This is a genomic window from Pedobacter sp. Bi126 (genome assembly GCF_918698245.1).
Lineage (GTDB): Bacteria > Bacteroidota > Bacteroidia > Sphingobacteriales > Sphingobacteriaceae > Pedobacter.
In genome coordinates, this window is sequence record NZ_CAKKMS010000004.1 from 230,042 (window position 1) to 253,984 (window position 23,943).

Genomic DNA, 23,943 nt, shown 5'->3' on the forward strand with positions numbered 1-23,943 from the left:
AAGCGCCATGCGCTAAGCACTAAACATTTACAAAAAGATATAAAGTAAAATTATGGTAGAGGTAAGACCAGACGAAGTATCGGCAATTATCAGACAGCAATTGGCGGGCTTCAAATCAGAAACCGAACTGGAAGAAGTTGGTACCGTGTTGCAAGTGGGCGACGGTATTGCCCGTGTTTACGGTTTAACTAAAGTTCAATCGGGAGAATTAGTTGAATTTGCAAACGGCCTACAAGGGATCGTATTAAACCTTGAAGAAGATAACGTTGGTGTGGTACTTTTAGGTGCTTCAGATGAGATCAAAGAAGGTGATACGATTAAACGTACCAAAAAAATTGCCTCTATTAAAGTTGGTGAAGGTATGCTTGGCCGCGTAGTGAACACTTTAGGTGAGCCTTTAGATGGTAAAGGTCCAATCTTAGGTGAAACTTACGAAATGCCTTTAGAGCGTAAAGCACCAGGTGTAATTTATCGTCAGCCGGTAAATGAGCCTTTACAAACCGGTATTAAAGCAATTGATGCGATGATTCCAATCGGTCGTGGTCAACGCGAGTTGGTTATTGGCGACCGTCAGATTGGTAAAACTGCCGTTTGTATCGATACTATTATCAACCAAAAAGAATTTTATGAAGCAGGCCAGCCTGTGTTCTGTATTTATGTTGCTATCGGTCAGAAAAACTCTACTGTAGCTAACATTGTACGTACATTGGAAGAAAACGGCGCTTTACCATATACAGTTGTTGTTGCTGCTTCGGCTGCAGATCCTGCTCCAATGCAGTTCTATGCGCCGTTTGCAGGTGCTGCAATTGGTGAGTTTTTCCGCGATACTGGCAGACCAGCTTTAATCGTTTATGATGATTTATCTAAACAAGCTGTAGCTTACCGTGAGGTATCTTTATTACTTCGTCGTCCACCGGGCCGTGAAGCTTATCCAGGTGACGTTTTCTACTTACACAGTCGTTTGTTAGAAAGAGCTGCGAAAATCAATTCTAACGATGATATCGCAAAAGCGATGAATGATTTACCTGAATCGATCAAACATATCGTTAAAGGTGGTGGTTCATTAACAGCTTTACCGATTATCGAAACTCAGGCAGGTGACGTATCAGCATATATCCCAACCAACGTAATTTCGATTACTGATGGTCAGATTTTCTTAGAGTCGAACTTGTTCAACTCAGGTATCCGTCCGGCAATTAACGTAGGTATTTCGGTATCACGTGTAGGTGGTAATGCGCAGATCAAATCGATGAAAAAAGTAGCAGGTACTTTAAAATTGGATCAGGCTCAATACCGCGAACTAGAGGCTTTCTCTAAATTCGGTTCTGATTTAGATGCTGCAACGAAATCGGTTTTAGATAAAGGTGCACGTAACGTACAAATGTTAAAACAAGCTCAGTTTACCCCTTTTACAGTTGAAAAACAGGTAGCTATTGTTTATGCAGGTACTAAAAACTTAATGCGTAGTGTACCAGTTGATAAAGTAAAAGAATTCGAAACTGAATATTTAACGCAATTGGAACTACGTCATCCAGAAACTTTAGCGGCATTAAAAGCTGGTAAATTTGATGATACCATTACAGGTGTTTTAGATACAGTAGCAAAAGAGATTTCAAGTAAATACTAATTAGATACAAGTAGCGGGTATCAAGTATCAAGATTGGGTTTGTTCACCTATCTTGATACTTGATACTTAATACTCGATACTTAAAAAATGGCTAATTTAAAAGAAGTAAGAAACCGGATTGCATCGGTACAATCAACGCAGCAAATTACCAAGGCTATGAAAATGGTTTCGGCAGCTAAGTTGAAACGTGCTACCAATGCAATTATCGCTTTACGTCCTTATGCGACTAAACTGAAAGAGATTTTAGGTAATCTATCAGCAAGTTTAGAAGGGTCTTCATCGCCTTTTATACAAGAGCGTGAACCTAATAAGGTTTTAATTGTAACAGTATCATCAAACCGTGGTTTGGCTGGTGCTTTTAACATGAACGTGATTAAAGCGGCCAACAATTTAATTGCTGAGAAATATAGCGAACAGTTGAAAAACGGTAATGTAAGCATTATTTCTATCGGTAAGAAAACCCAGGATTTTTACGAAAAACGTAATTATAACGTAATTGGTAATAATAACGAAGTATACGCTGCTTTAACTTTCGAAAACGTAACCAAAATTACCGATGCGATTATGGCCGGTTTTATTAAAGGTGAGTTCGATAAAGTGGAGGTTGTTTACAATCGTTTTAAAAATGCAGCGGTTCAGTTTATTACAACTGAGCAATTGTTGCCTTTACCAAAAGCGGAAGAAACAAAGGTTGAAAGTAAAACGACCAATGTTGATTACATTCTAGAGCCTTCGCAAGAAGAGATTGTAGGACAGTTGATTCCTAAATCAGTTAAAATTCAGTTATACAAAGCCGTTTTAGATTCTCACGCTTCTGAGCACGGTGCACGTATGACATCAATGGATAAAGCAACTGAAAATGCTGGAGAATTATTGAAAGCCTTAAAACTTTCATACAACCAGGCTCGCCAGGCAGCAATTACAACTGAGTTAACTGAGATTGTGAGTGGTGCAGCAGCATTGAACGGATAACATGTAGTTTGGGGTTGGGCGTTTTTAGTCCCGAGTCCGAAAAATATAAAGCCCATTTCTTAACTGAAATGGGCTTTTTTAATATTAATATAGTATGTAATCCAAAATTATTATATTTTTTATGGATTTCAATCCAAAATTATTATACTTTTTATGGATTGTAATCCAAAATTATTATACTTTTGTGTAGTAATTTTTTGTTATGATTATTAGGAAACAGTTGGATTATGCTTTGGCAAGGCTCTTTAAAGGGAAAGCTTTCATCGTTTTTGGCCCAAGGCAAACAGGTAAAACTACTTTTGTAGAACAGCTGTTAGCCAAAGTGGATAAAAGGACATTGTACCTGAATGGAGATGATGCTGATGTGAGGGAAACTTTAGCTAAACCGAATGCTATACAGATTGGCCAAATGCTTGGTAATTATGAAGTTCTATTTATTGATGAAGCTCAACGGATAAGTGATGTTGGATTATTGATTAAAATCATTGTAGATCGATTTAAAAATGTTCAAGTAATTGCTACAGGTTCGTCGGCTTTTGAACTATCGGGTAAGATTAACGAACCCTTAACTGGCCGGAAATATGAAATGATGCTTTTGCCTTTTTCGTATGCCGAACTGGTAAATGATACCGATTTCATTTCCGAAGAAAGATCGCTGGAGCAACGTTTAATTTATGGTTCTTATCCTGAAATTATTAACGATCCACAGCATGCCGAAGAGCATTTAAAATTACTTTCCGATAGCTACCTGTATAAGGATTTATTTGCACTCGAGGAGGTGAAGAAGCCACTGTTGTTTGAGAAAATTGTAAAGGCTTTGGCTTTACAGATTGGAAGCGAAGTGAATTTTTCTGAACTAGCACAATTGGTAAAAGCCGACCAGAAAACAGTTGATAAATATATCAGTCTGCTCGAAAAATCTTTTGTAGTTTTTACGCTGCCAGCATTTTCGGGTAACGTGCGCAACGAAATAAAAAAGAATAAAAAGATTTATTTCTACGATACCGGGATTGTAAACGCCATTACAAGGAATTTTAATCCCATTGCCAACAGAAACGATGTAGGTGCATTGTTTGAAAATTATATGATTGCCGAGCGGATGAAGTTTTTGCATCAGCATCAAATGGAAGCTGAATGCTTTTTCTGGCGTACAACTCAACAACAGGAAATCGATTATATCGAAAAAACGGATACGAGGCTTCTCGCTGTAGAATTTAAATGGAATGAAAGAGGTAAAAATAAAATCCCTGTAACTTTTACCCAGGCTTATCCTGAAGCGGAAACACTGGCTTTATCAAAAGGCGAAAGAGGAAGTTTTTTGAATGGTTAATCGTTTGTTGATAAAACTAAGATACCCATTCTTAAATTGGAATGGGCATCTTACTTATTTATAAGATTGAGTCATATTTACTCATAACTAATCTCAAATATCCATTTTCTAATTTTTTGCTCACGTTCTTTTCGTTGTAAACCGTTGCATTAAATTTAGCTTCTAAAATAGATGTGCCAGACTTTAATTTCTTTAAACTTGTGATTTCAAATTTTGAATTATTTTGAGCATCAGCGCTTAATTGTGGTGGTGTTCTAAATGAATCTGAACCATATGTTTTAAATCCATCAGAGATGCTTATCGCAACCCCATTTTGTATATTATCTCTACCATAATCCAGCGCATAATTTCTCTGCCCCACTGTAAATAAATCCATAATATCTTTTGGCCTTAAAATTAGTGACTGCAACATCGATGCTTTGTTATAAGTTTTAATAAATATTACGTCCACTTTTTGCTCATCATTATACATTCCATATTTCCTTGAGTATAAAACAGAATCTTTAATACCAGATATATAATAACCGTTGTCGACAATTGAATCTACTTTTGAATACGGTTGTCTATTACTGGCACTGTAGAAACTGGAATATTTAGATAGTTTATAAGTGATCCCATCGATACTGTAAGATATACTGTCATGAGCATATTCTAAAGGGTCTTCTTTTTCGATAACTACCGGAGGTTTAATAATCGGGTCATCTTTCTTGCAGGCCGCAAAGAAAAATAGGGCAATAGCTATCCCTAGTAGGCTTTTAGATTTCATAATAAATTGATTTTATTTGTGTGTGCCCAAAAATAGTTATTTTTATAACTAAAATCTTAATTGGTAGAAATTATTCTGATTATTGCGGTTGCTCCGTAGTCTATCTCTTACTTAGGTGTATTGTATTGAAGTATTTCTATGCAAATTATATAAGAACTGTTTTACAAGCGTTCAGGCCTGGTTAATGATAGTCTTTTAATATCTTTGCGGTATAATATCAACAATGAAAAAATACATCTTCATCATCTTGTCTGCTTTTCCGTTTTTTACAAAGGCCCAAAATCCTGCCCGTGATTATACCAATGCAGTGCTTTGGCAGCAAACTTCAGGCGAGTACAGGGCGTTATGCTTTCAGGCTTATAACTTTGCCCGTTTATCATTAAAAGAAGCATTATGGGCCGATACCAGCAAAAAGCCAAATTGTGTGGTTGTTGATATAGACGAGACGGTTTTGGACAACTCGGCTTTTCAGGGACATGAAATTAAGAAAGGACTGAGTTACGTACCTGCAGACTGGACCGAATGGACAAACCTGGCTAAAGCTGACACTGTTCCGGGGGCTTTGGCTTTTTTAAAGTTTGCTGCATTAAAGCATATCGAAATATTTTATGTGAGCAACCGCGATGAAAAGGATTATACCGCAACATTGAAAAATCTTAAAAGCTTTGGCTTTCCGTATGCAGATGATGCGCATTTAGTAGTTTCGAAAGGAACATCAAATAAAGAACCGCGCCGCCAAAAAATTACTGAAACGCATAACATTCTCTTGTTGTGTGGCGATAATTTAAGCGATTTTAGCAATATTTTTTATCGTGAAAATAAAAATACCTTTGAACAGGTAAACACAAATCAGCACCTATTTGGTACAAAGTATATCGTGTTGCCAAACCCAATGTACGGAGATTGGGAAAAGCCTTTGTATCAGGGAGAAAAACTTAGTGATAAAGATAAAGCGAAACAAAGATTAGAACGATTAAAAAGTTACTAAGTTTTATAATTATTCAGCAATAAGTATTACTTTTGCAGCATCATAAAAATAAACATTATGGAGAACAACGAATTAAAGCACAATACAGAAAGTATGAAAACGGCTAACCAGCCAGGAATTTATAAATTAATGATTTTTGGTGTACTGGTTTGCATGGTGGGTACTTACGCACGTTTCGCTTATGATTCGTGGCAAGTATCTTTAGCATCCTGGATTGTTTTATTCATCGGTGCAATTATTGCCATTAAAGGTGTATTCAAAATATTAGACGCATAAGCCAATTGCGATCAAGATATAAAAGCCGGTCATGTTTATTCATGATCGGCTTTTTTGTTTATAGGCACAAATCCATCAGATTTTAAATCTTGCAGCCTCATTGAGGCCATTAAAATAATACCCTGATGAAGAATCAGGGACTATCGCGACTGTCGGGTTTAGGATAGAAAGGTCTGCCTAAGTAATTTAAACCTGACAGGAGCGGGCACCGAACGCAGAGCGGTAAAGCGGATGGCAGGGCTTTCGGAACCGATGTACACAGTAACCTGCTTTTCAAAAAAGACACACATTAAAGACGCTAGGCAAACCTCGCAAGCTTTCAAAACCTGCGAGGTTTATAATAACCAAAAAAAAACCTCCAAACCCCCTTCTCACTACTCCAAGCTCAACATTGGGTTACCTAAATACGATTACTGTATTAAGGGAAACACAGCGTTAAAAGCTAACCAAAACGCTGCACTTCTTATGGCCATTTGAAGCAAATATTTAAAATGATTATTTATTTAAAAACACACAATCATGAAAAGGAATATTATTGCTATAGCCATAATTTTGGCCCTATTTGGCTGTAACGCCGAAAAAAAAGATTACGCCCGTACTGACAAAGAAAGTATGGCAGATACTACTGCTACAGTAGAGTTGCCCGCCGAAAAAATTATTAAAACTGCTGATATGCGGTTTCGTGTGAAAGATGTTCAAAACACCAAAGAACAGCTCAGTAAAGCCATTAAAGCCGAAGGGGGTACGGTGGCTGAGTTTTCTATTGAAAGTTCCATCCAGGAAACCGATAAGGTTAAGCAATCTACTGATTCGTTAAAAGAAATTACTTCCTATCGTACACAAGGTTATTTGGTGGCAAAAGTTCCGTCTGAGAAACTGGATGAATTTACCAATACCATTGCAAAAATGGCGGTTTTTGTGGATAACCAATCGATGAAGATGGACGATCAGAGTATCGCCTATTTATCCAATAAGCTGAAAGCACAGAATCGGGTCGATGCGATTGAAAAAATCAATAAAGTAGCCTCGAAGAAAAGTGCCAATGTAGAATCTTCTCTTTACATCAAAGACGATTATGTTGACAAGAGAATTGAGAATATGCAAATCGATAGCCGTGTAAAATTCAGTACCATTACTCTTAATTTTTATCAGGATAATACCGTTAAAACGATGATTGTTGCCAATGACAATCTGTACGATTACCGCCCGGCATTTATCAACAGACTTTGGTTGGGTATTGTAAATGGTTGGACCATTTTTAAAGAAATCATCATCGCAATTTCCAATTTATGGATGTTGATATTGGTCGGTATCGCAATCTTCTTCACTATCAAATATTTTGTCCGCAAGAATAAACTGGCAATGGCTGAAGCGACTAAAAATATGATTGATCAGGCTAGGCAGTAAGAATCTATTCCTTCAACTACGCTACCAATGACAGATTAAATAATCGACCGTCATTCCCGCGCAGGCGGGAATCTTAAAGTTTATAGCATTAGGATTATTCATAAGTTTTCTTTTTTTCAGAGGCATTCATGAGCACTCCGTGGTTCCCAATCAAGTTGGGAATGACGATACCTCGTGACCTATCATCGTCATTCGCTCTCCTTCGGTTGGTGATTCACCAACCGATATTTATTTCTTTGCTTTAACCACTAAACCTTTAACCTTGGTTTTGTTATCACTTACAAAAGATTCCCAACCTGAATAGGTTTTGGATTTTCCACCAGAGGTAATTTTTTGAAAAGAATGGCAAACGGCTACTGCTAACCCATCGGTAGCATCTAAAAACTCTGGCGTTTCTTTAAAATTTAACAAGCGTTGCAACATGGCTGCCACTTGCTCTTTAGTAGCATTTCCGCTGCCGGTAATGGATTGTTTGATCTTACGTGGAGAATATTCGGTTACCGAGATATTTCTGGAGAGTGCAGCTGCAATGGCAATGCCCTGCGCGCGGCCGAGTTTTAATAATACCTGAATGTTTTTACCATAAAATGGTGCTTCGATGGCGAGGACATCTGGCTTATACTGATCGATCAAAACCACTGTTTTTTCGAATATCCGCTGAAGCTTAAGAAAAGGATCATCCAAATGGGTCATCTTTACCACCCCTAAACTGATCAGTTCTGTTTTATTTCCCTTCTCTAAAATTACGCCATAACCCATCACCGCTGTGCCTGGATCAATGCCCATAATAACCCGTTCCTTTTTTTCGTTCAACATTACAGCAATATTAAGCATATTTGCAAACTAAAAAGATAATCTTGACAGGCAGGAACAAAAAAATATTATCAATCTTCATCAAAGCTGCAATCGTAATATTTGCTTTTTGGTTTATTTACCATAAGCTCGTTGCGAATAAAAATCTGCACGATTTCAGTGCATTATTAAAAAATATCCCTCAAACAGAAATTATTACGGTAATCGGTATCGTGGTGTTATTGATGTTTGTGAATTGGTTTTTGGAGGCGGGAAAATGGAAATACCTCATGAGCCACATCGAGTCTATCAGTTTTTATCGCGCTATCGAATCGGTATTTTGCGGATTAACACTGGCCATTTTTACACCCAACAGGCTAGGAGAGTATGGAGGAAGGGTATTTTTCCTGTCACCTAAAAGAAGGATTGTAGGCATAGTTGCCATGAGTGTGGGCAGCATCGGTCAACTGGTATTAACGAATGTTTTTGGAGCCATAGCCGCCTGTTTTTTTGTTTATCGTTTTATTCCGATCGACCGTGTACTTTTTATCGCCATGGTATTTCTCGCGGTATTTTTCTGCCTGTTTTTCCTGATCTTCTACTTTAACATCCGATGGTTAAACGGCATTTTGCTATCCTTTAAACTTACCAGGAAATACAAGAAATTTTACAGCATTTTAGCGAGGTATCGAAAAAGGGAACTATTCAAAATCATCACTTATTGTTTTGTTCGCTATTTGGTGTTTAGCTCACAATACTTCATCTTGTTTGTATGGTTGGTGCCGGGTTTGCATTATGCAGATATCATCATGATGACCTGTTTGCTCTTTTTGGTACAATCGGCATTACCGTCACTTGATCTTTTTGATGTGGGTATCAGGAGTGTTACCGCTGTTGAATTATTTAAACACGTAACTGATCAGCATGTGGCCGTTATTGCATGTACTGCAAGTATTTGGCTCATAAATATTATAATTCCTGCTATCTTAGGCACTTATTTCGTTTTTAAACTCAATTTTTTTGGAAATCTTAAATCTAATTAGTCTAGTATCTGCTGCTTTAACCTTAATCTATGGTTTTTTGGTCCTTAATTTTATCAGAGGATGGCATAACCTGGTTTATTTTACTCCACAAAAGTCCGATCCTCAAACCAAAGTTTCTATCATTGTTGCCGCAAGGGATGAGGAAGCCAATATCACTAAAACCATTGATGACCTGGTTGCACAGCGATACCCTAAGGTTTTAACCGAAATTATTATTATCGATGACCATTCTACCGATCGTACGGCAGAAATTGTGTTAAGTTATGCAGACCGGAATGTGAAACTGATTAAGCTGAATGAAGATAGGGCCCTGAATTCATACAAAAAAAAGGCTATACAAACTGCAATAGGGACTTGTTCTGGCGATCTGATTATCACTACTGATGCCGATTGCAGGATGGGCGCAGATTGGCTGGCTACCATTGTAAACCTATATGAGCAGAAAAATTATAAAATGATCTCCTCTCCGGTAGCCTATTTTCAGGAGAAAAGTTTCTTTGAGCGTCTGCAGTCGTTAGAGTTTCTATACCTGATCGGCTTGGGGGCCTCTACTATTGGCAATAAGGAACCCTCTACCTGTAACGGAGCAAATTTAGCTTACGCGAAAACAACCTTTTATGAAGTTGGTGGCTTTCAGGGCATAGATGACCTGGCTTCAGGTGATGATGAGCTACTGTTGCATAAAATTGCTGCCAAGTATCCTGATCAGATCGGTTTTCTCAAAAATAGAGAAGCCATTGTGTATACACATGCAAAAGAAACCTTGGGCGCATTTATTCAGCAACGCAAACGTTGGGCTTCTAAAAGTACCCGTTATAAAAATAAGGCTATTATCGTGTTAGGGGTTCTGATTTGGATCTTTAACCTCACTATTCTGGCAAACTTTATCACCGGGCTTTTTATTCCGGGTTTTTTGACCATTACATTTTATCAACTATTGGTTAAAATGATTTTAGAAACCTTATTTTTATGGGATGTAACGGGCTTTGCAAAAAGGCGCAGTTTACTCATTTTAATCCCGGTTTTAAATGTGCTGCATGTGCTTTATATGGTGTACATCGGCATTGCTGGAAACAGCGGAAAATACAATTGGAAAGGCAGAATGGTTAGATAATGGATAATAGCCCATCAAAAAAAGTATGGTTAAAGTTTAAACGGAATAAATTTGCCTTCGGCGGATTGGTCTTTATTTTACTTTTGATGGTAATGGGTATTTTGGGCTACTTAATTATGCCTGATGATTCTCCAAATGCGAACGTTCAGATTCTCCAGTTAAACAAAAAGAAACCCGGAAGTACATTTACGTTTTTAATTATCAGTAGGAGCCCGAAAGTAGAAAAGCTTAACTTTTTCGAAAGAATGTTAAACGGGCAAACACCAACTTTTAAAAGTATCCCGATTACTTCTTACAAGATAAAAGGTAAAAATGTTTTTGTACAGGAATATATTGGTGATGATGAAAAAGCCAAGGAAACGAAGTATGAACTTAAGGATTTGTGCCCTTCTTGCGTAGTACTCTCCAAAATAGGGAGCCCGCAGGCGCTTTTCGAAAAAAATAACATTTATAAAAAGACTTATATTTTAGGTACAGATATTTACGGACGTGATTTATTAAGCCGGTTGATTTTAGGTATCAGAGTTTCGTTATCTGTAGGTTTAATGGCCGTGCTTATCTCTCTTTTTATTGGCGTGAGTTTAGGAGCCATTGCTGGCTATTTTGGTGGTCGCGTAGACGCAGCCATCAGTTGGTTTATGAACGTAGTTTGGTCACTGCCCTCGTTACTGTTGGTAATCGCCATATCATTCGCTTTAGGCAAGGGTTTTTGGCAGATTTTTATTGCGGTAGGCTTATCAACCTGGGTCGATGTAGCAAGGTTGGTACGCGGGCAGGTAATGGCTTTAAAAGAAGTCGAATTTGTAGAGGCCGCAAGGGCCTTGGGCTTTAGCACGAGCAGAACCATTATCAAACATATACTACCAAACATCGCGGGACCAATTTTAGTTGTTGCCTCATCAAATTTTGCCTCAGCCATATTGCTGGAAACAGGCTTAAGCTTTTTAGGCTTTGGCGCTCAGCCACCTATGCCAAGCTGGGGAAGCATGATTAAGGAACATTATGGTTATATTATTATGGATGCAGCCTACTTAGCTGTTTTGCCCGGTTTAGCCATTATGTTTACTGTTTATGCCTTTAATGTACTGGCTATAGGCTTACGCGATGCCTTTGATGTAAAAGGACAAAATGTAACTGTTTAATCAATATCATAAAAAAAGCAGTACCAATTACGATACTGCTTTACCCTTAAAAACAAAAACTTAGGCTGTAGCAGTCAGTGTGTTTCCTGAAACAGTAAGCGGATAAACTTTTAGCGCACTCGTGGTGCCACCATCATTTGGTTGGGCCAAAATGCTACCCGAAGTGGTATATCTCGAACTATGTAAGCCACATTGAATATAATTGCTGGCCTGGATAAAACTCAATGCACCGCCCTGGTGTGGGCAAGCTGCCTGTGTCGCCACAAATGAGGTGCTGGCATTCCCTGTTGCGGTACGGATAAACAATATGCTGTTTACAGTAATGGATGCACCAACAGCTAGTAATTGCGTACTTAGATCTACACTTGCGGTAGTACCCGAAGGAACACCACCGCCCTTTGGTTTGTCGGGTTCTGGTGCATCACTTTTTTTACCACAGGCAGAAAAGCAAGCTCCGGTACAAACCATGGCAACACCCAGCCCCAATGATTTGATAAATTCGTTACGTTCCATAATTGTTTAAGTTTTTATTTGGTTGAATTTGATCTACTTTGCTTTCTTCTTATCGAAAGAGAACCTTCGGGCAATACTAAAACCCCAACGGTATTGTCCCTTAAGCCAAGAAGTATTGGTATCGGTAATAAATTGCGATTCCTGTATGGCCGTGGCATTGGTGAAATTAAGGTGGAAAATATGACCGCCAGTTTCAAACTCAAGTCCGGCACCAAGTGTCTTGTAATATTGCGTTCCCAAGGTGTTTTCGAGGTAGGCTTTTTTATCTTTATCTCTGAATGGAATGGTATAATCGGCAACAAAAGCCATCCGTTTAGTGATCTTAATACGCCCACCAACCGACAGTGCAAGCATATCGTTCTGATCTCCGAAAACAGTAAAGTTGCGGTGTATATACGACGGCATGACCAGCATTGAGAAGTTCGAATTAAATTTACGGGCAATTACAGCTTGCACCACATAGGTCAAACGATCTTGAAATTTGCTGTAAGCATTCACCGCTGTCGGATCAGTTGAAGCTTTTACGGCTGCAATGGTTGTACTGCCAAACAAGGTTACCGCTACGGGTACTTTTTCATCATCTGTTTGTTCCAGTAACCGATATTTTAAGTTTCCTTCGTACAATTGTGTTACAATTCCGGCGCCTTTTGCCCTGGCTAAGCCTACAGAAAGTTTATCGCTGATTCCATATTCAAAACCAATGCGGATGTCGGTAGATTGATCCAGACCGAAAAAGTTTTTAATCCCGCCCCCTGATCCGGCAATGTCTCCAAACCGGTGATCTACCCTGAAATCCATCTCATTTTTGTAAATGGTTTCATTGGTTTGGATGTTAATGAGTTTGGTTGCTTTAAATGTGGCCTTTACATTTTTTTTTTCTACAGGCATCTGCAATGCATTTTCGAGCGAATCCTGTGCAGAAGCAACTATTGGTAAACAAAGGGCAAACAAGTATAAAAGTGATTTTAGATGATATTTCATAAGGTTTTATTTTTTAGGTTGATAAGTAGCCGTCATTTTTACCTGTATGGTTTCGGCAATTTGTTTGAAAACAATTGTTGGGATTTTGATGGCATGATCGGCAAGTTTTACATTAAAAGCCGAAGTAGCCTTTACCTCGTCAGCTGTGATAACCAGCGAACCTTTAACCTGATATTCTTTGGTAACCCCATGGATCTGTAGGTTCCCTTTTATGGTAATTGGATAAGTGCCTGGTTTCGAAAAATCAATCTGTTCTATAATTTTTCCTTTAAAATCTGAAGTTGGGTATTTGTCGCTTTCAATATAGTTTTCGTTAAAATGTTCCTGCATCAACTTTTTCTTAAACTGAAAAGAAGTATTGTTGATTTTGAAAATGATATCGTTGGTTTTGACATTGAGGGCCGAAGCGCCTGTTTTGCTCAACGCATCTATATCTTCAACAGGTGTTGAAGAGAAAAATGAAGAAGTTACATTTTTACTTACCCATATCTGCGCTTTTATGCCTGTGCATAATAACAAGGCTATTAAGGTGAAAAGTAGTTTTTGCATCGGTGTATCTGTTTAAATTTTTAATGGAACCATCTTGATTAGCGTTAATCCTTGCTTATTATTCTGGCATGCCTTTATCAACCCAGGATTGTAATAATTCCCTTTCGCTGGTGGTTATCGATCCACCTCTTGGCATTGTTTTGGTAACCAGAACAGAATTAGCTACACGTGCATCATTTTTTATAGAGGCTAAACCATTCAGTGCCCATACCCCTTTCATTCCCCCATTAGGGCCATGGCAGCTGTTACATTTGGTTTGAAACAATGCCCCGGCAAAATTTGTGTAGGTTACATTCGCAGTGGTTACAGGCGTAGGGCCATTGGGTGTTGGTGTTTCGGGCTTTAATTCTTCTGCTTGTTTTTTAGAGCAGGCAAAAAGCATGGCTGTAATTGCGGCTAATAAAAAGATTGAATTTTGTTTTTTCATAGGTATTTAGTTAAGATTAAAATTGGTGGTAGATTCATATTTATATCCTCATATTCGATTATGGTACAGGGTAATGGATTTTTTTGCAGGGATGGCCGAATTGTTTTTTGCTTTTACCGATAGGCATAACATGATCAGAAATACAGCAAATAAAATTGCGATAACTTGTTTTTTTGCAGCCATATCCGAATTTTTTAAGATTTATGTTTTGTTTATTTGAAAACTATCGCTGTTTTTGTAATAACCATGGGTTTTTAAATAATTTCTATTGAAATCTTAATCGTTACGTGCACTTTTTACAATTGGTTGCCTGCAATAAAAAAAACAAAAAAAAAAGCCGTCCCGATTTTTAAATCGGGACGGCTTTCGAGATAAATTGTATCTAAAACCTAATTAAAATCTTCGGCTTTTAATGGAGGATTAATTTTAATTTCTTTAATTACGACTGAAAACTCCTGAGCACCTTGTGGGGTTGCCACCGATTGAGTTAAGGTAAATGGAAATAATACATCGCCAATTTTCTTGTAGTTTGAATATTCTGTAGACTGGCTAATTTCAGCCCCACCTTTGGTCGTGGTACTTTCATCTTTTAAAAGTAAACCCGATTTGGTATCGTAATATTCAGTTTTCTTTTTGCCCGATGGCGAAGTGATATTTAATTTAAAAGCGTCAGCAGTACCTACTTTCGCTGTTCCGGCTGCTTCAATTTTAGTTCCATCAGTTGCGTAGTACACTTGACTACCATAACCTTTATCATCTTTCTTTTCAGCCAGGTCATCGCCAGTTAATTCAGCTTTTTGGCCCATTTGCATCGCATAACCTGTTTTACCATTGTAAACCTGTTTCATTGCCGTTTGGCCGCCCATAGAAATTTCCATGCTGCTTAAGTTAGGCGCCATGTTTTTCATGGTAACGGTAAGCTTTTGACCTTGCATTTCCATTTCACCATTTTGCTGTAATGAAGTGATTTTTTTAATGGCTTCTTCACCGCCAATGGCTTTAATGTAGTTCTTGATAATTTCTGCAGGAGCAGCTGTTGGTACAGCAGTAGTTTCGGCTGCTTTAACTGCATTCGCATAGTTATCATAAACCTGTGTTTTAAAACCTGCCTTAGTTAAGCCTGCCGCAAACGCATCAGTTTTACCCACAATAACAATGCGAGTATTATCGTGGTTAAAGTATTTTTTGGTTACCCTTAAAATATCATCGGTTGTTACGGCATTAATCTTTTGTAAGTAAGTACGGTAAAAATCCTTTGGTAAGTTATTAATCAAGATATTGCTTGCAAAACCTGCAGTACGTGCCGGATTTTCTAAACCCAAGGCAAACGATCCGTTGAAAAGATTCTTCGCGTTCTGTAATTCATCAGCAGTTACCTTTGTAGTGCGGATCGTATTAATTTCTCTTAAAAATTCCACCACTGCACTATCAACTTTTTCGTTTCTAACTGCTGCATTGGCCGAAAATTTAGATTGGAAACGGCCTGAGCCTGTGCTTGAATATGCACCATAAGTAAAGCCATGTTTCTCGCGGAGGTTATCAAATAATCTCGATTCAGAGCCACCACCTAAAATCTGGTTTGCCAATAAAATCGGGAAATAATCTGGGCTGCTCATTGGCAGGTCGATTAAGTTCACAACTGTAATTTCAGATTGAACAGCATTGCTAACATTAATGATGTCAACTTCTGTTTTGGCAGGATTAGCAACTTTAGTAAGTACTGGTAAAGTTAAGGCAGTTCCTTTCCAATCGCCAAAGGCTTTCTCTGCCAAAGCTTTTGCTGCTCCTGGTTTAATATCACCCACAAAAGTTAAATAACCTCTAGATGGGGTAATGTATTTCTTATAAGCCGCTTTTACATCGTTTAAAGTAATGCCTGTAATAGAAGCTTCCGTTTCAAACTCTCCATAAGGATGGTTTTTGCCATAAGCCAATGCATTTACCACACGTGCTGAAATGGCTTTTGCACTTTTTTCGTTAGATTTTAATCCAGTAATGGTTTGCGATTTTAGTTTTTCGAAAGATTCTGCAGGAAAAGCAGGTTTACGGATACCCTCCGCCATTAAAGCAAAGGCCTCAGGAAAATAACGGGTTAAAGCAGAAGCAGAGCCACCATATGCCCCTGCACTTACATCAGCGCCAAGCTGATCTACCGCTTCGTCAAATTGTGCTTTTGTTTTAGTTGTGGTTCCCTCGTTCAGCATACTGCCCATCAAGCCTACAACGCCTGCTTTAGCACCTTCAGTAATGGGACCTGCATCGATACTATAGCTTGCTGCTACTTTTGGTAGTTTGTGGTTTTCTACCACCAAAACAGTGATGCCATTCGCTAATTTATAAATCACAGGATCGCCAACGGTAATAATGGGTGCCGGACCTGGTTTTGGTTTGTGGCTTCGATCTATTGTTTGTGCTGAAATACCTTGAGCCAATAAGGAAACTGCAGCTATAATGAATAATTTCTTCATGTTTTTAATAATTAAAATGAAAAAGCGATCAGCTTATTTCTTAGGTAAGTAATACAATACAACTCTTTGGTTTTTGTTCAGGTATTTTTTAGCAACGTCTCTGATCTCCTCACGGGTGATGGATCTGATTACCTCTAATTCCTTGTTGATATCATTTGTATCCTTATCATGGAAAGTATAACCATCGGCAAGGTTTTCGGCTACACCCAACATTTTACTGTTTGCACTTACATAGTTGTTTTCGAATTTATTCTGCAGTTTTTTATAATCACTTTCGCTAATCAAATCGGTTTGAAGACGTAAAACTTCTTCATCAATATCTTTTAATAAATCGTTAAGCGGTGTATTCTTATTGGGTAAAGCTAAGGTGATATAAGCGCCATAATCTTCAAGCGAATAGTTAAAAGCAGCAACCTGCAGGGCTGTTTTCTTTTGATCGACCATTTTAGTACTTAATCTCGAACTTCCACCTTCTGATAAAATAGAGCTGATCATACCCAAAACCTTGCTTTCTCTACTCTTCATTCCTGGTACGCGGTAAGCCGCAAAGATGGCCGGGATCTGAATGTTGGCATCATAAGCCGTATCGATAATTTCTTTGGTAATTTCTGGTAATTTGTATTCTTGACGAACAATTGGTGCACCTTTAGGTACTTCGGCAAAGTATGATTTTACTAAAGCTTTGGTCTTCTCTATATCTAAATCGCCGGCAATTGTTAAAACCGCATTATTAGGAACATAATATTTTTTAAAGAAAGCAATAAACTCGCTCAATTTTGCAGCATCTAAGTGCTCCATTGAACCAATTGGCTGCCAACGGTAAGGGTGCCCATCAAACAAATGAGCGAAAATTTTCTCTGTAAATTTTCCGTAAGGAGAGTTGTCTATGCGTAAACGTTTTTCTTCTTTTACTACCTCATTTTGTGTTTTTACTCCACCTTCGTTAATTACGGGGTGTAACATTCTTTCACTTTCTAACCATAAACCGAGTTCTAATTGGTTTGATGGAAAAAGTTCATAATAAAAGGTGCGGTCTTGAGAAGTATTGGCATTGTTCTGCCCGCCGTTACTGCTCACTAATTTCATAAATTCACCTTTTTTGATATTATCCGAACCTTCGAATAATAAGTGTTCGAAAAAATGAGCAAAACCCGTACGCTGGGTTTCTTCATCTTTAGAACCAACATGATACATTACCGAAACGGCAACTACTGGAGCGGTTTTGTCTTGGTGTAGAATGACATGGAGGCCATTGTCAAGGTCAAATTCCGTAAACTGTACTTTTTGGGCAGAAGCACTTAAGCACAGACCGGAAATAGCCAAAGCAAAGAGAATTCTTTTTTTCATTGATAGTTTGTTTTAATGATTAGAAATAATCAAAGGCGAAAGCGAGCAACTATTTCATTAATAAGTTAATTTGGATTTTTCACCAGCGTGAAGAATAATAAGGATGGCCTAAATTATGGATTTAAACAAAAAAAGCGAGTATTTACACTCGCTTTTTTTAATATATTTTATCTCCAGGCCTTGTATTGGTTAATTAAGCCGTTGGTAGAGCTATCATGGCTCGAAACTTTTTCGCTGCCCTCCAGCTCTGGAAGAATTTTTTTGGCCAATTGCTTGCCAAGTTCTACTCCCCACTGGTCGAAACTAAAGATGTTCCAGATAATTCCCTGAACAAATATCTTATGTTCGTACATGGCAACTAAACTACCTAGAGTATATGGCGTTACTTTTTTCAATAAGATAGAGTTTGTTGGGCGATTGCCTTCAAATACTTTAAACGGCGCAATTTTTTCAATTTCTGAATCAGATTTGCCTTCTTTCTTTAACTCAGCGGTTACTTCTTCTTCGGTTTTACCATTCATTAAAGCTTCTGTTTGTGCAAAGAAGTTTGATAGTAAAATTGGATGATGATCGCCTAGTGGGTTTAAGCTCTGTGCCGGAGCAATAAAATCGGCTGGGATAATTCTGGTACCCTGGTGGATTAACTGATAAAAGGCATGCTGGCCATTTGTTCCGGGCTCACCCCAGATAATCGGTCCGGTTTCATAATCAACTTCATTACCGTTCCTATCTACGTGTTTACCATTGCTTTCCATATCTCCCTGTTGGAAATACGCAGCAAAACGGTGCATATATTGGTCGTAAGGTAAAATAACCTGTGTTTCTGCATTGTAGAAATTGATATACCAAACCCCTAACAAACCTAAAATTACAGGTAAGTTGCTTTCAAATTCAGCGGTTTTAAAATGGTTATCAGTTGCGTGGGCGCCAGCTAACAATTGTTTAAAATTATCGAAGCCTATACTTAGTGAGATGGATAAACCGATAGCACTCCATAATGAGTAGCGGCCACCAACCCAATCCCAAAACTCAAACATATTTTCGGTATCGATACCAAAAGCTGATACGTCTTTCGCATTGGTTGATAATGCAGCAAAGTGTTTAGCAATATCACTTTCTTTTCCACCTTTATCCAAAAACCAAGCGCGTGCAGAGTGTGCGTTCGTCATGGTTTCTTGTGTGGTAAAAGTTTTTGATGCGACCAAGACTAATGTTGTCTCGGCATTTAAATCTGCTAATGTTTCGGCGATGTGTGTGCCATCAATATTCGAAACAAAGTGAATGTTTAAGTGGTTTTTATAATGTTTTAACGCTTCGGTAACCATTACTGGGCCTAAATCTGACCCACCGATACCAATATTAACCACATCAGTAATGGCCTTGCCTGTATAACCTTTCCATTCGCCGCTAATGATGCTGTTGCTAAATTTCTCCATTTTAGCCAGTACTGCATTTACTTCGGGCATCACATCTTTACCATCAACTAAAATTGGCGTATTGCTTAAATTACGTAAGGCAATATGAAGTACCGACCGGTCTTCCGTTTCATTAATTTTATCGCCGTTGTACATCGATTTTATAGCTTCATCCAATTTACACTCGCGCGCCAATTGAATCAATAGTGCTAGTGTTTCATCGCTGATGCGGTTCTTGCTATAATCTAGCAGAATATCCTCAAAAAAAACAGAAAACTTATTGAAACGATCTGCATCCTCAGCAAAAAGATCTTTAATGCTTTTTTGGTTAATATCTATAAAATGATCGGCTAAATACTTGTAGGCCTCAGTTTCTGTGAAATTTACTTTAGGTAACATAATCTTTGTTTTTTTGTAAAAGTAATAAAGCAAAAATTTAAAATGGTCTTTTTAATGTTCTAAATGAATAAGAATTTTTAATGTCGATTAAACACATTAACTTTAATACACCATCCCTGTTAGTTCATTAATTATTTTAACCTTTAAATTCTACGTTATGTTAGAAAATTTAAATAATATGGTGCGTGAAAACGTCCAGGAAAGTGTTGTAAACAATACTGCCATTCCGAACGAACAAAATGAAGCGGTAATCCAGGCTGCATCGGGTTCTATCTTCGATACGCTGAAAGATCAGGTGTCATCAGGTAATATTGGTGCATTAACCGATATATTTAACGGTAATAAAGCAGAAGGTACCCAGGTTGCTGAGCAGGCTTCGGGGAATTTTATGGATAAATTAAGTGGCTTGGGCATTAATGCTGATACAGCGAAATCTTTGGCAGCAAGTATTATTCCGGGCCTGATTGCCAAGTTTACCCAAAAAACAAACGACCCGAACGATAGCTCTTTTAACATTAAAGATGTTTTGGGAAGTTTGGGCGGTGATGATGGTAAATTTGATGTAAGTGATGTAGTCGGAATGTTTAATGGTGGTGGGCAGGCGCAGCAGCCGGGGCAGGCAGGAGGTGGCGGCATTATGGATAAGCTAAAGGGAATGTTTAATTAAATATTGCTGATTTTTAGGATTCATTTCCTTCAGATCCACCTGTAAAAATATATATTTGAGAAGAGTTGTCAACTTTAATGGCAAACCTGCCATTAAAGTTGACAATCCTAAAGTCTATACCGGAAACCTTTGCGTCGATGCCCGCAGAAATACTGTTGTTGTCTGTTCTGGCAAGACCAAATTCCATCTCTCCTTAAAATTGTTTAGCTTAGGGCACCTAAACTAAATAATTCATTTATGAAGAAAATATTCCTGATCGGTTTTTCCCTACTGGCATTAAATTCTTTCGCCCAAAAATCAGATTTGAGGCCATTGGTTTCAAAAAAAGCTGATGCCATCGAACAAAAAGTAATTACCTGGAGGCGCGATTTTCACGAACATCCCGAATTGGGAAATACAGAAGTAAGAACAGCTGGCATTATTGCAAAACATTTAGAATCTTTGGGTATACAAGTAAAAACAGGTGTAGCCAAAACAGGCGTAGTTGGTGTGCTAAAAGGAGGTAAACCTGGGCCAGTTGTGGCTTTGCGTGCCGATATGGATGGCTTGCCGGTTACCGAGCGGGTAGATGTTCCGTTTGCTTCGAAGGTAAAAACCCAGTATAACGGACAAGAGGTTGGCGTAATGCATGCCTGTGGACATGATAGTCACGTGGCTATTTTAATGGGCGTAGCAGAAGTGCTGGCTTCTATGCAAAAAGATATCCAGGGGACGGTGAAATTCATATTTCAACCCGCTGAGGAAGGTGTGCCTGCTGGAGATGAAGGTGGGGCTGCATTAATGATTAAGGAGGGCGTACTCGAAAACCCTAAAGTTGATGTAATTTTCGGTTTACACATCAATTCTCAAACCGAAGTTGGCGATGTAACTTACCGCCCGGGGGGGACGATGGCAGCAGTAAACGATATGAAAATTACCGTTACTGGCCGTCAGGCACATGGGGCTTATCCATGGAGCAGTATCGATCCGGTGGTGGTTTCAGCCCAGATTATCAATAGCCTGCAAACCATAGTAAGCAGGAATTTAAATGTGACCGAAAACCCAGGTGTAGTTACCATTGGTGCTATTAATGGTGGTGTACGGTCGAATATTATTCCCGAAAAGGTAGAAATGTTAGGTACGGTACGCAACTTTAGTAAGGAAGATGAGGCCATGTTTATCGAAAGGATTAAAACCATCGTAACCAAAACGGCTGAAGCAGGCGGTGCAACAGCAGAAGTCAAAATCCCTTATAGCAACCATTATCCGGTTACTTTTAATAACATTGCGCTAACCGAAAAGATGTTGCCAAGCATGGAATCGACGGCAGGTAAGGATCACGTGAAATTAAAACCACCAGTTACAGGCGCAGAAGATTTCTCCTTCTTTCAGGAAAAAGTACCAGGTTTATTTGTGTTTTTAGGAGGAATGCCAAAAGGTAAAGATCCTTTAAAAGCAGCATCGCACCACACACCGGATTTTTATCTTGATGAAGGCGGTTTTGTTTTAGGGGTTAAATTATTATCTAATCTTACTTTAGATTACATGTCGATGAAGAAATAAGGGTGGTTCATTAATTCATTTGTCACTGGTTAATTAGTCATGGTGCCTGATGGATTAAGAAAGAAAATAAAATTGATTAACAAACAGTAAAGGGGGCTGTTTAATTGAAATCGCTTTCCGCCATGCACTATGCTCAAAGCGATTTTATATATTTGTTTCATGACCAAAGAAAATATTCAGGATTTAAGGGACAGAGTAACGTCGCTGAGGAGGTATCTTTGACGTTGATGAGCTACTTTACGCCATCCGCGAAGAAGAAAAATTAACAATGGCTCCCGATTTCTGGGACGACCCTAAAAAAGCAGAAAAAATTCTTGCCGAAATCAGTTCAAAGAAAAAATGGACGGATGGCTTTAACCAAACCAATAATGCTGTTGAAGATGCTGCGGTAATGTTTGAGTTTTTTCAATCGGGCGATGCCTCGGAAGCGGAGCTGCAAGACCAGTTCGAGATCAGTAAAACTGCCGTAGAAGAACTGGAACTTAAAAACATGCTCCGTAGCAAGGAAGACCAGCTTTCTGCCGTTTTACAGATTACAGCTGGAGCTGGTGGAACTGAAAGCTGTGATTGGGCTTATATGCTGATGCGCATGTATATGATGTGGGGAGAAAAGAACGGTTATAAAATTACCGAACAGGATAGCCAGGAAGGGGAGGTTGCCGGTATAAAATCGGTAACGCTTCAGTTTGATGGCGATTTCTCATATGGTTATCTGAAAGGCGAAAATGGTGTGCATCGTTTGGTTCGGATTTCTCCATTCGATTCGAACGCCCGTAGGCATACCTCTTTCGCTTCTGTTTATGTTTATCCCCTGGTTGACGATACCATACAGATTGATATTAATCCTGCTGATATAGAATTCGAAACATTTAGGGCTGGTGGAGCAGGCGGACAAAACGTAAACAAAGTTGAAACAGCTGTACGTTTATACCACAAACCTTCGGGTATTATTATTAAAAATCAGGAGTCGCGATCGCAGTTACAGAATAAAGAGAATGCTATCCGGCTATTAAAATCTCAATTGTATGAAATTGAGGAACGAAAACGTAACGAAGCAATTGCTGCGGTAGAGGGATCGAAAAAGAAAATAGAATGGGGTTCGCAGATCAGAAGTTATGTGTTGGATGATAGAAGGGTAAAAGATCACCGGACCAATTATCAAACCTCCAATCCTGATGCGGTTTTGAATGGCGATATTAACGGGTTTTTAAAAGCATATTTAATGGAATTTTAATCTAAAACAAATGGCAAAATCATCCATCCTTATCATGTTATTGTTTATGGCAGTTAACTATTCGAGTGCCCAAGAAGTTGTACCGTTATATTCAGGTGAAATTCCGGGCGCTAAAACTACACCTGCTGATTATGTAGAAAATACTGAAGTACGTGCAAATGGTACCCTGAGTGTTACCAAAGTATCGGTACCTACGTTTACGGTTTTCGAAGCACCTAAAAATATTGCTAAAGGAACTGCAGTAATTATTTGTCCGGGTGGTGGTTATGGCGCTTTGGCATTTAGCCATGAAGGAACCGATGTAGCCAAAAGATTTAATGCAATTGGAGTTACGGCTTTTGTATTGAAGTACCGGTTACCGAGCGATCAGATTATGGTTGATAAAACTTATGGCCCATTGCAGGATGCACAGCAGGCCATTTACCTGATCAGGAAAAATGCAAAAAAATATGGGATTAAGGCCAACAAAATCGGGATTATGGGCTTTTCTGCCGGGGGGCATTTTGCCTCAACTTTGGTTGCCCATTATAACGATCTTAAGATTTCCGATCCGGAAAAGATAGATCTTAGGCCAAATTTCGCTGCATTAATTTATCCTGTAATCAGTTTTGAAGAATCTGTACACACTGGTACCATGAAGAATTTATTGGGACCGAACCCTGCCGATAGTTTAAAACATTATTTTTCTGCCAATAAAAATGTAAACAAGAAAACACCCCCTGTCTTCTTTGTGCATGCGAAGGATGATAAAACTGTTCCTTTCGAAAATAGTGTTTTAATGAATGAGGCACTAAAGCAGCATAAGGTAGATACCGATATTTATCTGTATGAGAAAGGTGGTCACGGTTTCGGCTTAATCAACAGAACTTCGGATGTAGATTGGTTTAACTTGTTGGCTGACTGGATGAAAAAAGAGAAATTTTAATATCTTTACTGATATTTTA

The 23,943-nt window shown here is 38.5% G+C and carries 23 protein-coding genes; 13 read left to right on the forward strand and 10 right to left on the reverse strand.

What is annotated here, in order from left to right:
- Positions 1-52 precede the first annotated feature (52 nt).
- The 3 genes from atpA to LQ201_RS15875 all read left to right on the forward strand — a co-directional run bounded on the left by atpA (position 53) and on the right by LQ201_RS15875 (position 3,929).
- A complete protein-coding gene (gene atpA / locus LQ201_RS15865; protein WP_029279568.1) occupies positions 53-1,627 on the forward strand; it encodes a F0F1 ATP synthase subunit alpha in 1,575 nt (524 codons plus the stop codon).
- An 87-nt stretch (positions 1,628-1,714) separates the two neighbouring features.
- Entirely contained in the window at positions 1,715-2,599 is an 885-nt protein-coding gene (atpG, locus tag LQ201_RS15870) for an ATP synthase F1 subunit gamma (protein ID WP_215132261.1), read from the forward strand.
- Between the two features lie 202 nt (positions 2,600-2,801).
- Complete coding sequence (locus LQ201_RS15875) at positions 2,802-3,929, forward strand: ATP-binding protein (RefSeq protein ID WP_230144431.1); 1,128 nt, start codon at positions 2,802-2,804, stop codon at positions 3,927-3,929.
- 58 nt (positions 3,930-3,987) lie between these two features.
- Here LQ201_RS15875 and LQ201_RS15880 read toward each other — a convergent pair whose 3' ends face one another.
- On the reverse strand, positions 3,988-4,695 hold the full coding sequence (locus LQ201_RS15880) for a hypothetical protein (protein ID WP_230144432.1): 708 nt from the start codon (positions 4,693-4,695) through the stop codon (positions 3,988-3,990).
- A gap of 223 nt (positions 4,696-4,918) precedes the next feature.
- Here LQ201_RS15880 and LQ201_RS15885 point away from each other — a divergent pair, with 223 nt between their 5' ends.
- From LQ201_RS15885 to LQ201_RS15895, 3 genes are all read left to right on the forward strand, one after another.
- Complete coding sequence (locus LQ201_RS15885) at positions 4,919-5,683, forward strand: 5'-nucleotidase, lipoprotein e(P4) family (protein WP_230144433.1); 765 nt, start codon at positions 4,919-4,921, stop codon at positions 5,681-5,683.
- Positions 5,684-5,740: 57 nt separating this feature from the next.
- Entirely contained in the window at positions 5,741-5,959 is a 219-nt protein-coding gene (locus LQ201_RS15890; RefSeq protein ID WP_029278686.1) for a hypothetical protein, read from the forward strand.
- A gap of 519 nt (positions 5,960-6,478) precedes the next feature.
- Positions 6,479-7,366, forward strand: coding sequence for a DUF4349 domain-containing protein (locus LQ201_RS15895; RefSeq protein ID WP_230144434.1), 888 nt, complete (start codon positions 6,479-6,481; stop codon positions 7,364-7,366).
- Between the two features lie 228 nt (positions 7,367-7,594).
- On the opposite strand, the gene ruvC is transcribed toward LQ201_RS15895, so the two are convergent.
- A complete protein-coding gene (gene ruvC / locus LQ201_RS15900; RefSeq protein ID WP_230144435.1) occupies positions 7,595-8,182 on the reverse strand; it encodes a crossover junction endodeoxyribonuclease RuvC in 588 nt (195 codons plus the stop codon).
- 41 nt (positions 8,183-8,223) lie between these two features.
- Here ruvC and LQ201_RS15905 point away from each other — a divergent pair, with 41 nt between their 5' ends.
- The 3 genes from LQ201_RS15905 to LQ201_RS15915 are packed head-to-tail and all read left to right on the forward strand — an operon-like array spanning position 8,224 to position 11,457.
- The gene (locus LQ201_RS15905; RefSeq protein WP_230144436.1) at positions 8,224-9,201 is read left to right on the forward strand and encodes a lysylphosphatidylglycerol synthase domain-containing protein; all 978 of its coding nucleotides are present in this window, start codon (positions 8,224-8,226) and stop codon (positions 9,199-9,201) included.
- On the forward strand, positions 9,179-10,315 hold the full coding sequence (locus tag LQ201_RS15910; protein ID WP_230144437.1) for a glycosyltransferase: 1,137 nt from the start codon (positions 9,179-9,181) through the stop codon (positions 10,313-10,315). Before LQ201_RS15905 ends, LQ201_RS15910 begins: the two co-directional genes overlap by 23 nt.
- The gene (locus LQ201_RS15915) at positions 10,315-11,457 is read left to right on the forward strand and encodes an ABC transporter permease (RefSeq protein WP_230144438.1); all 1,143 of its coding nucleotides are present in this window, start codon (positions 10,315-10,317) and stop codon (positions 11,455-11,457) included. The genes LQ201_RS15910 and LQ201_RS15915 overlap by 1 nt, the downstream gene beginning before the upstream one ends.
- Positions 11,458-11,517: 60 nt before the next feature.
- Here LQ201_RS15915 and LQ201_RS15920 read toward each other — a convergent pair whose 3' ends face one another.
- From LQ201_RS15920 to pgi, 7 genes are all read right to left on the reverse strand, one after another.
- Positions 11,518-11,970, reverse strand: coding sequence for a ubiquinol-cytochrome c reductase iron-sulfur subunit (locus tag LQ201_RS15920; RefSeq protein WP_230144439.1), 453 nt, complete (start codon positions 11,968-11,970; stop codon positions 11,518-11,520).
- 33 nt (positions 11,971-12,003) lie between these two features.
- Complete coding sequence (locus LQ201_RS15925; protein WP_230144440.1) at positions 12,004-12,951, reverse strand: DUF5777 family beta-barrel protein; 948 nt, start codon at positions 12,949-12,951, stop codon at positions 12,004-12,006.
- 6 nt (positions 12,952-12,957) lie between these two features.
- Positions 12,958-13,500, reverse strand: a complete 543-nt coding sequence (locus LQ201_RS15930) for a YceI family protein (protein ID WP_230144441.1) — start codon at positions 13,498-13,500, stop codon at positions 12,958-12,960.
- 58 nt (positions 13,501-13,558) lie between these two features.
- Positions 13,559-13,927, reverse strand: coding sequence for a cytochrome c (locus LQ201_RS15935; RefSeq protein WP_230144442.1), 369 nt, complete (start codon positions 13,925-13,927; stop codon positions 13,559-13,561).
- A 389-nt stretch (positions 13,928-14,316) separates the two neighbouring features.
- Positions 14,317-16,395, reverse strand: a complete 2,079-nt coding sequence (locus LQ201_RS15940) for a pitrilysin family protein (RefSeq protein ID WP_230144443.1) — start codon at positions 16,393-16,395, stop codon at positions 14,317-14,319.
- 33 nt (positions 16,396-16,428) lie between these two features.
- Positions 16,429-17,742: a pitrilysin family protein gene (locus LQ201_RS15945; RefSeq protein WP_230144444.1), complete on the reverse strand. Its 1,314-nt coding sequence runs from the start codon at positions 17,740-17,742 to the stop codon at positions 16,429-16,431.
- Between the two features lie 167 nt (positions 17,743-17,909).
- Complete coding sequence (gene pgi / locus LQ201_RS15950) at positions 17,910-19,556, reverse strand: glucose-6-phosphate isomerase (protein ID WP_230144445.1); 1,647 nt, start codon at positions 19,554-19,556, stop codon at positions 17,910-17,912.
- A 157-nt stretch (positions 19,557-19,713) separates the two neighbouring features.
- Between pgi and LQ201_RS15955 the strand changes: the two genes are divergently transcribed.
- Entirely contained in the window at positions 19,714-20,223 is a 510-nt protein-coding gene (locus LQ201_RS15955) for a hypothetical protein (protein ID WP_230144446.1), read from the forward strand.
- Positions 20,224-20,236: 13 nt separating this feature from the next.
- On the opposite strand, the gene LQ201_RS15960 is transcribed toward LQ201_RS15955, so the two are convergent.
- Complete coding sequence (locus LQ201_RS15960) at positions 20,237-20,410, reverse strand: hypothetical protein (RefSeq protein WP_230144447.1); 174 nt, start codon at positions 20,408-20,410, stop codon at positions 20,237-20,239.
- 50 nt (positions 20,411-20,460) lie between these two features.
- Here LQ201_RS15960 and LQ201_RS15965 point away from each other — a divergent pair, with 50 nt between their 5' ends.
- The 3 genes from LQ201_RS15965 (at position 20,461) to LQ201_RS15975 (ending at position 23,924) form a co-directional block, all read left to right on the forward strand.
- A complete protein-coding gene (locus LQ201_RS15965) occupies positions 20,461-21,765 on the forward strand; it encodes an amidohydrolase (protein ID WP_230144448.1) in 1,305 nt (434 codons plus the stop codon).
- A 159-nt stretch (positions 21,766-21,924) separates the two neighbouring features.
- A protein-coding gene (gene prfB / locus LQ201_RS15970) for a peptide chain release factor 2 (protein ID WP_131030342.1) occupies positions 21,925-22,999 on the forward strand; the annotation gives its coding sequence in 2 pieces (ribosomal slippage) (positions 21,925-21,984 and positions 21,986-22,999; 1,074 coding nt in all).
- A 10-nt stretch (positions 23,000-23,009) separates the two neighbouring features.
- Positions 23,010-23,924: an alpha/beta hydrolase gene (locus LQ201_RS15975; RefSeq protein WP_230144449.1), complete on the forward strand. Its 915-nt coding sequence runs from the start codon at positions 23,010-23,012 to the stop codon at positions 23,922-23,924.
- Positions 23,925-23,943: the final 19 nt, after the last annotated feature.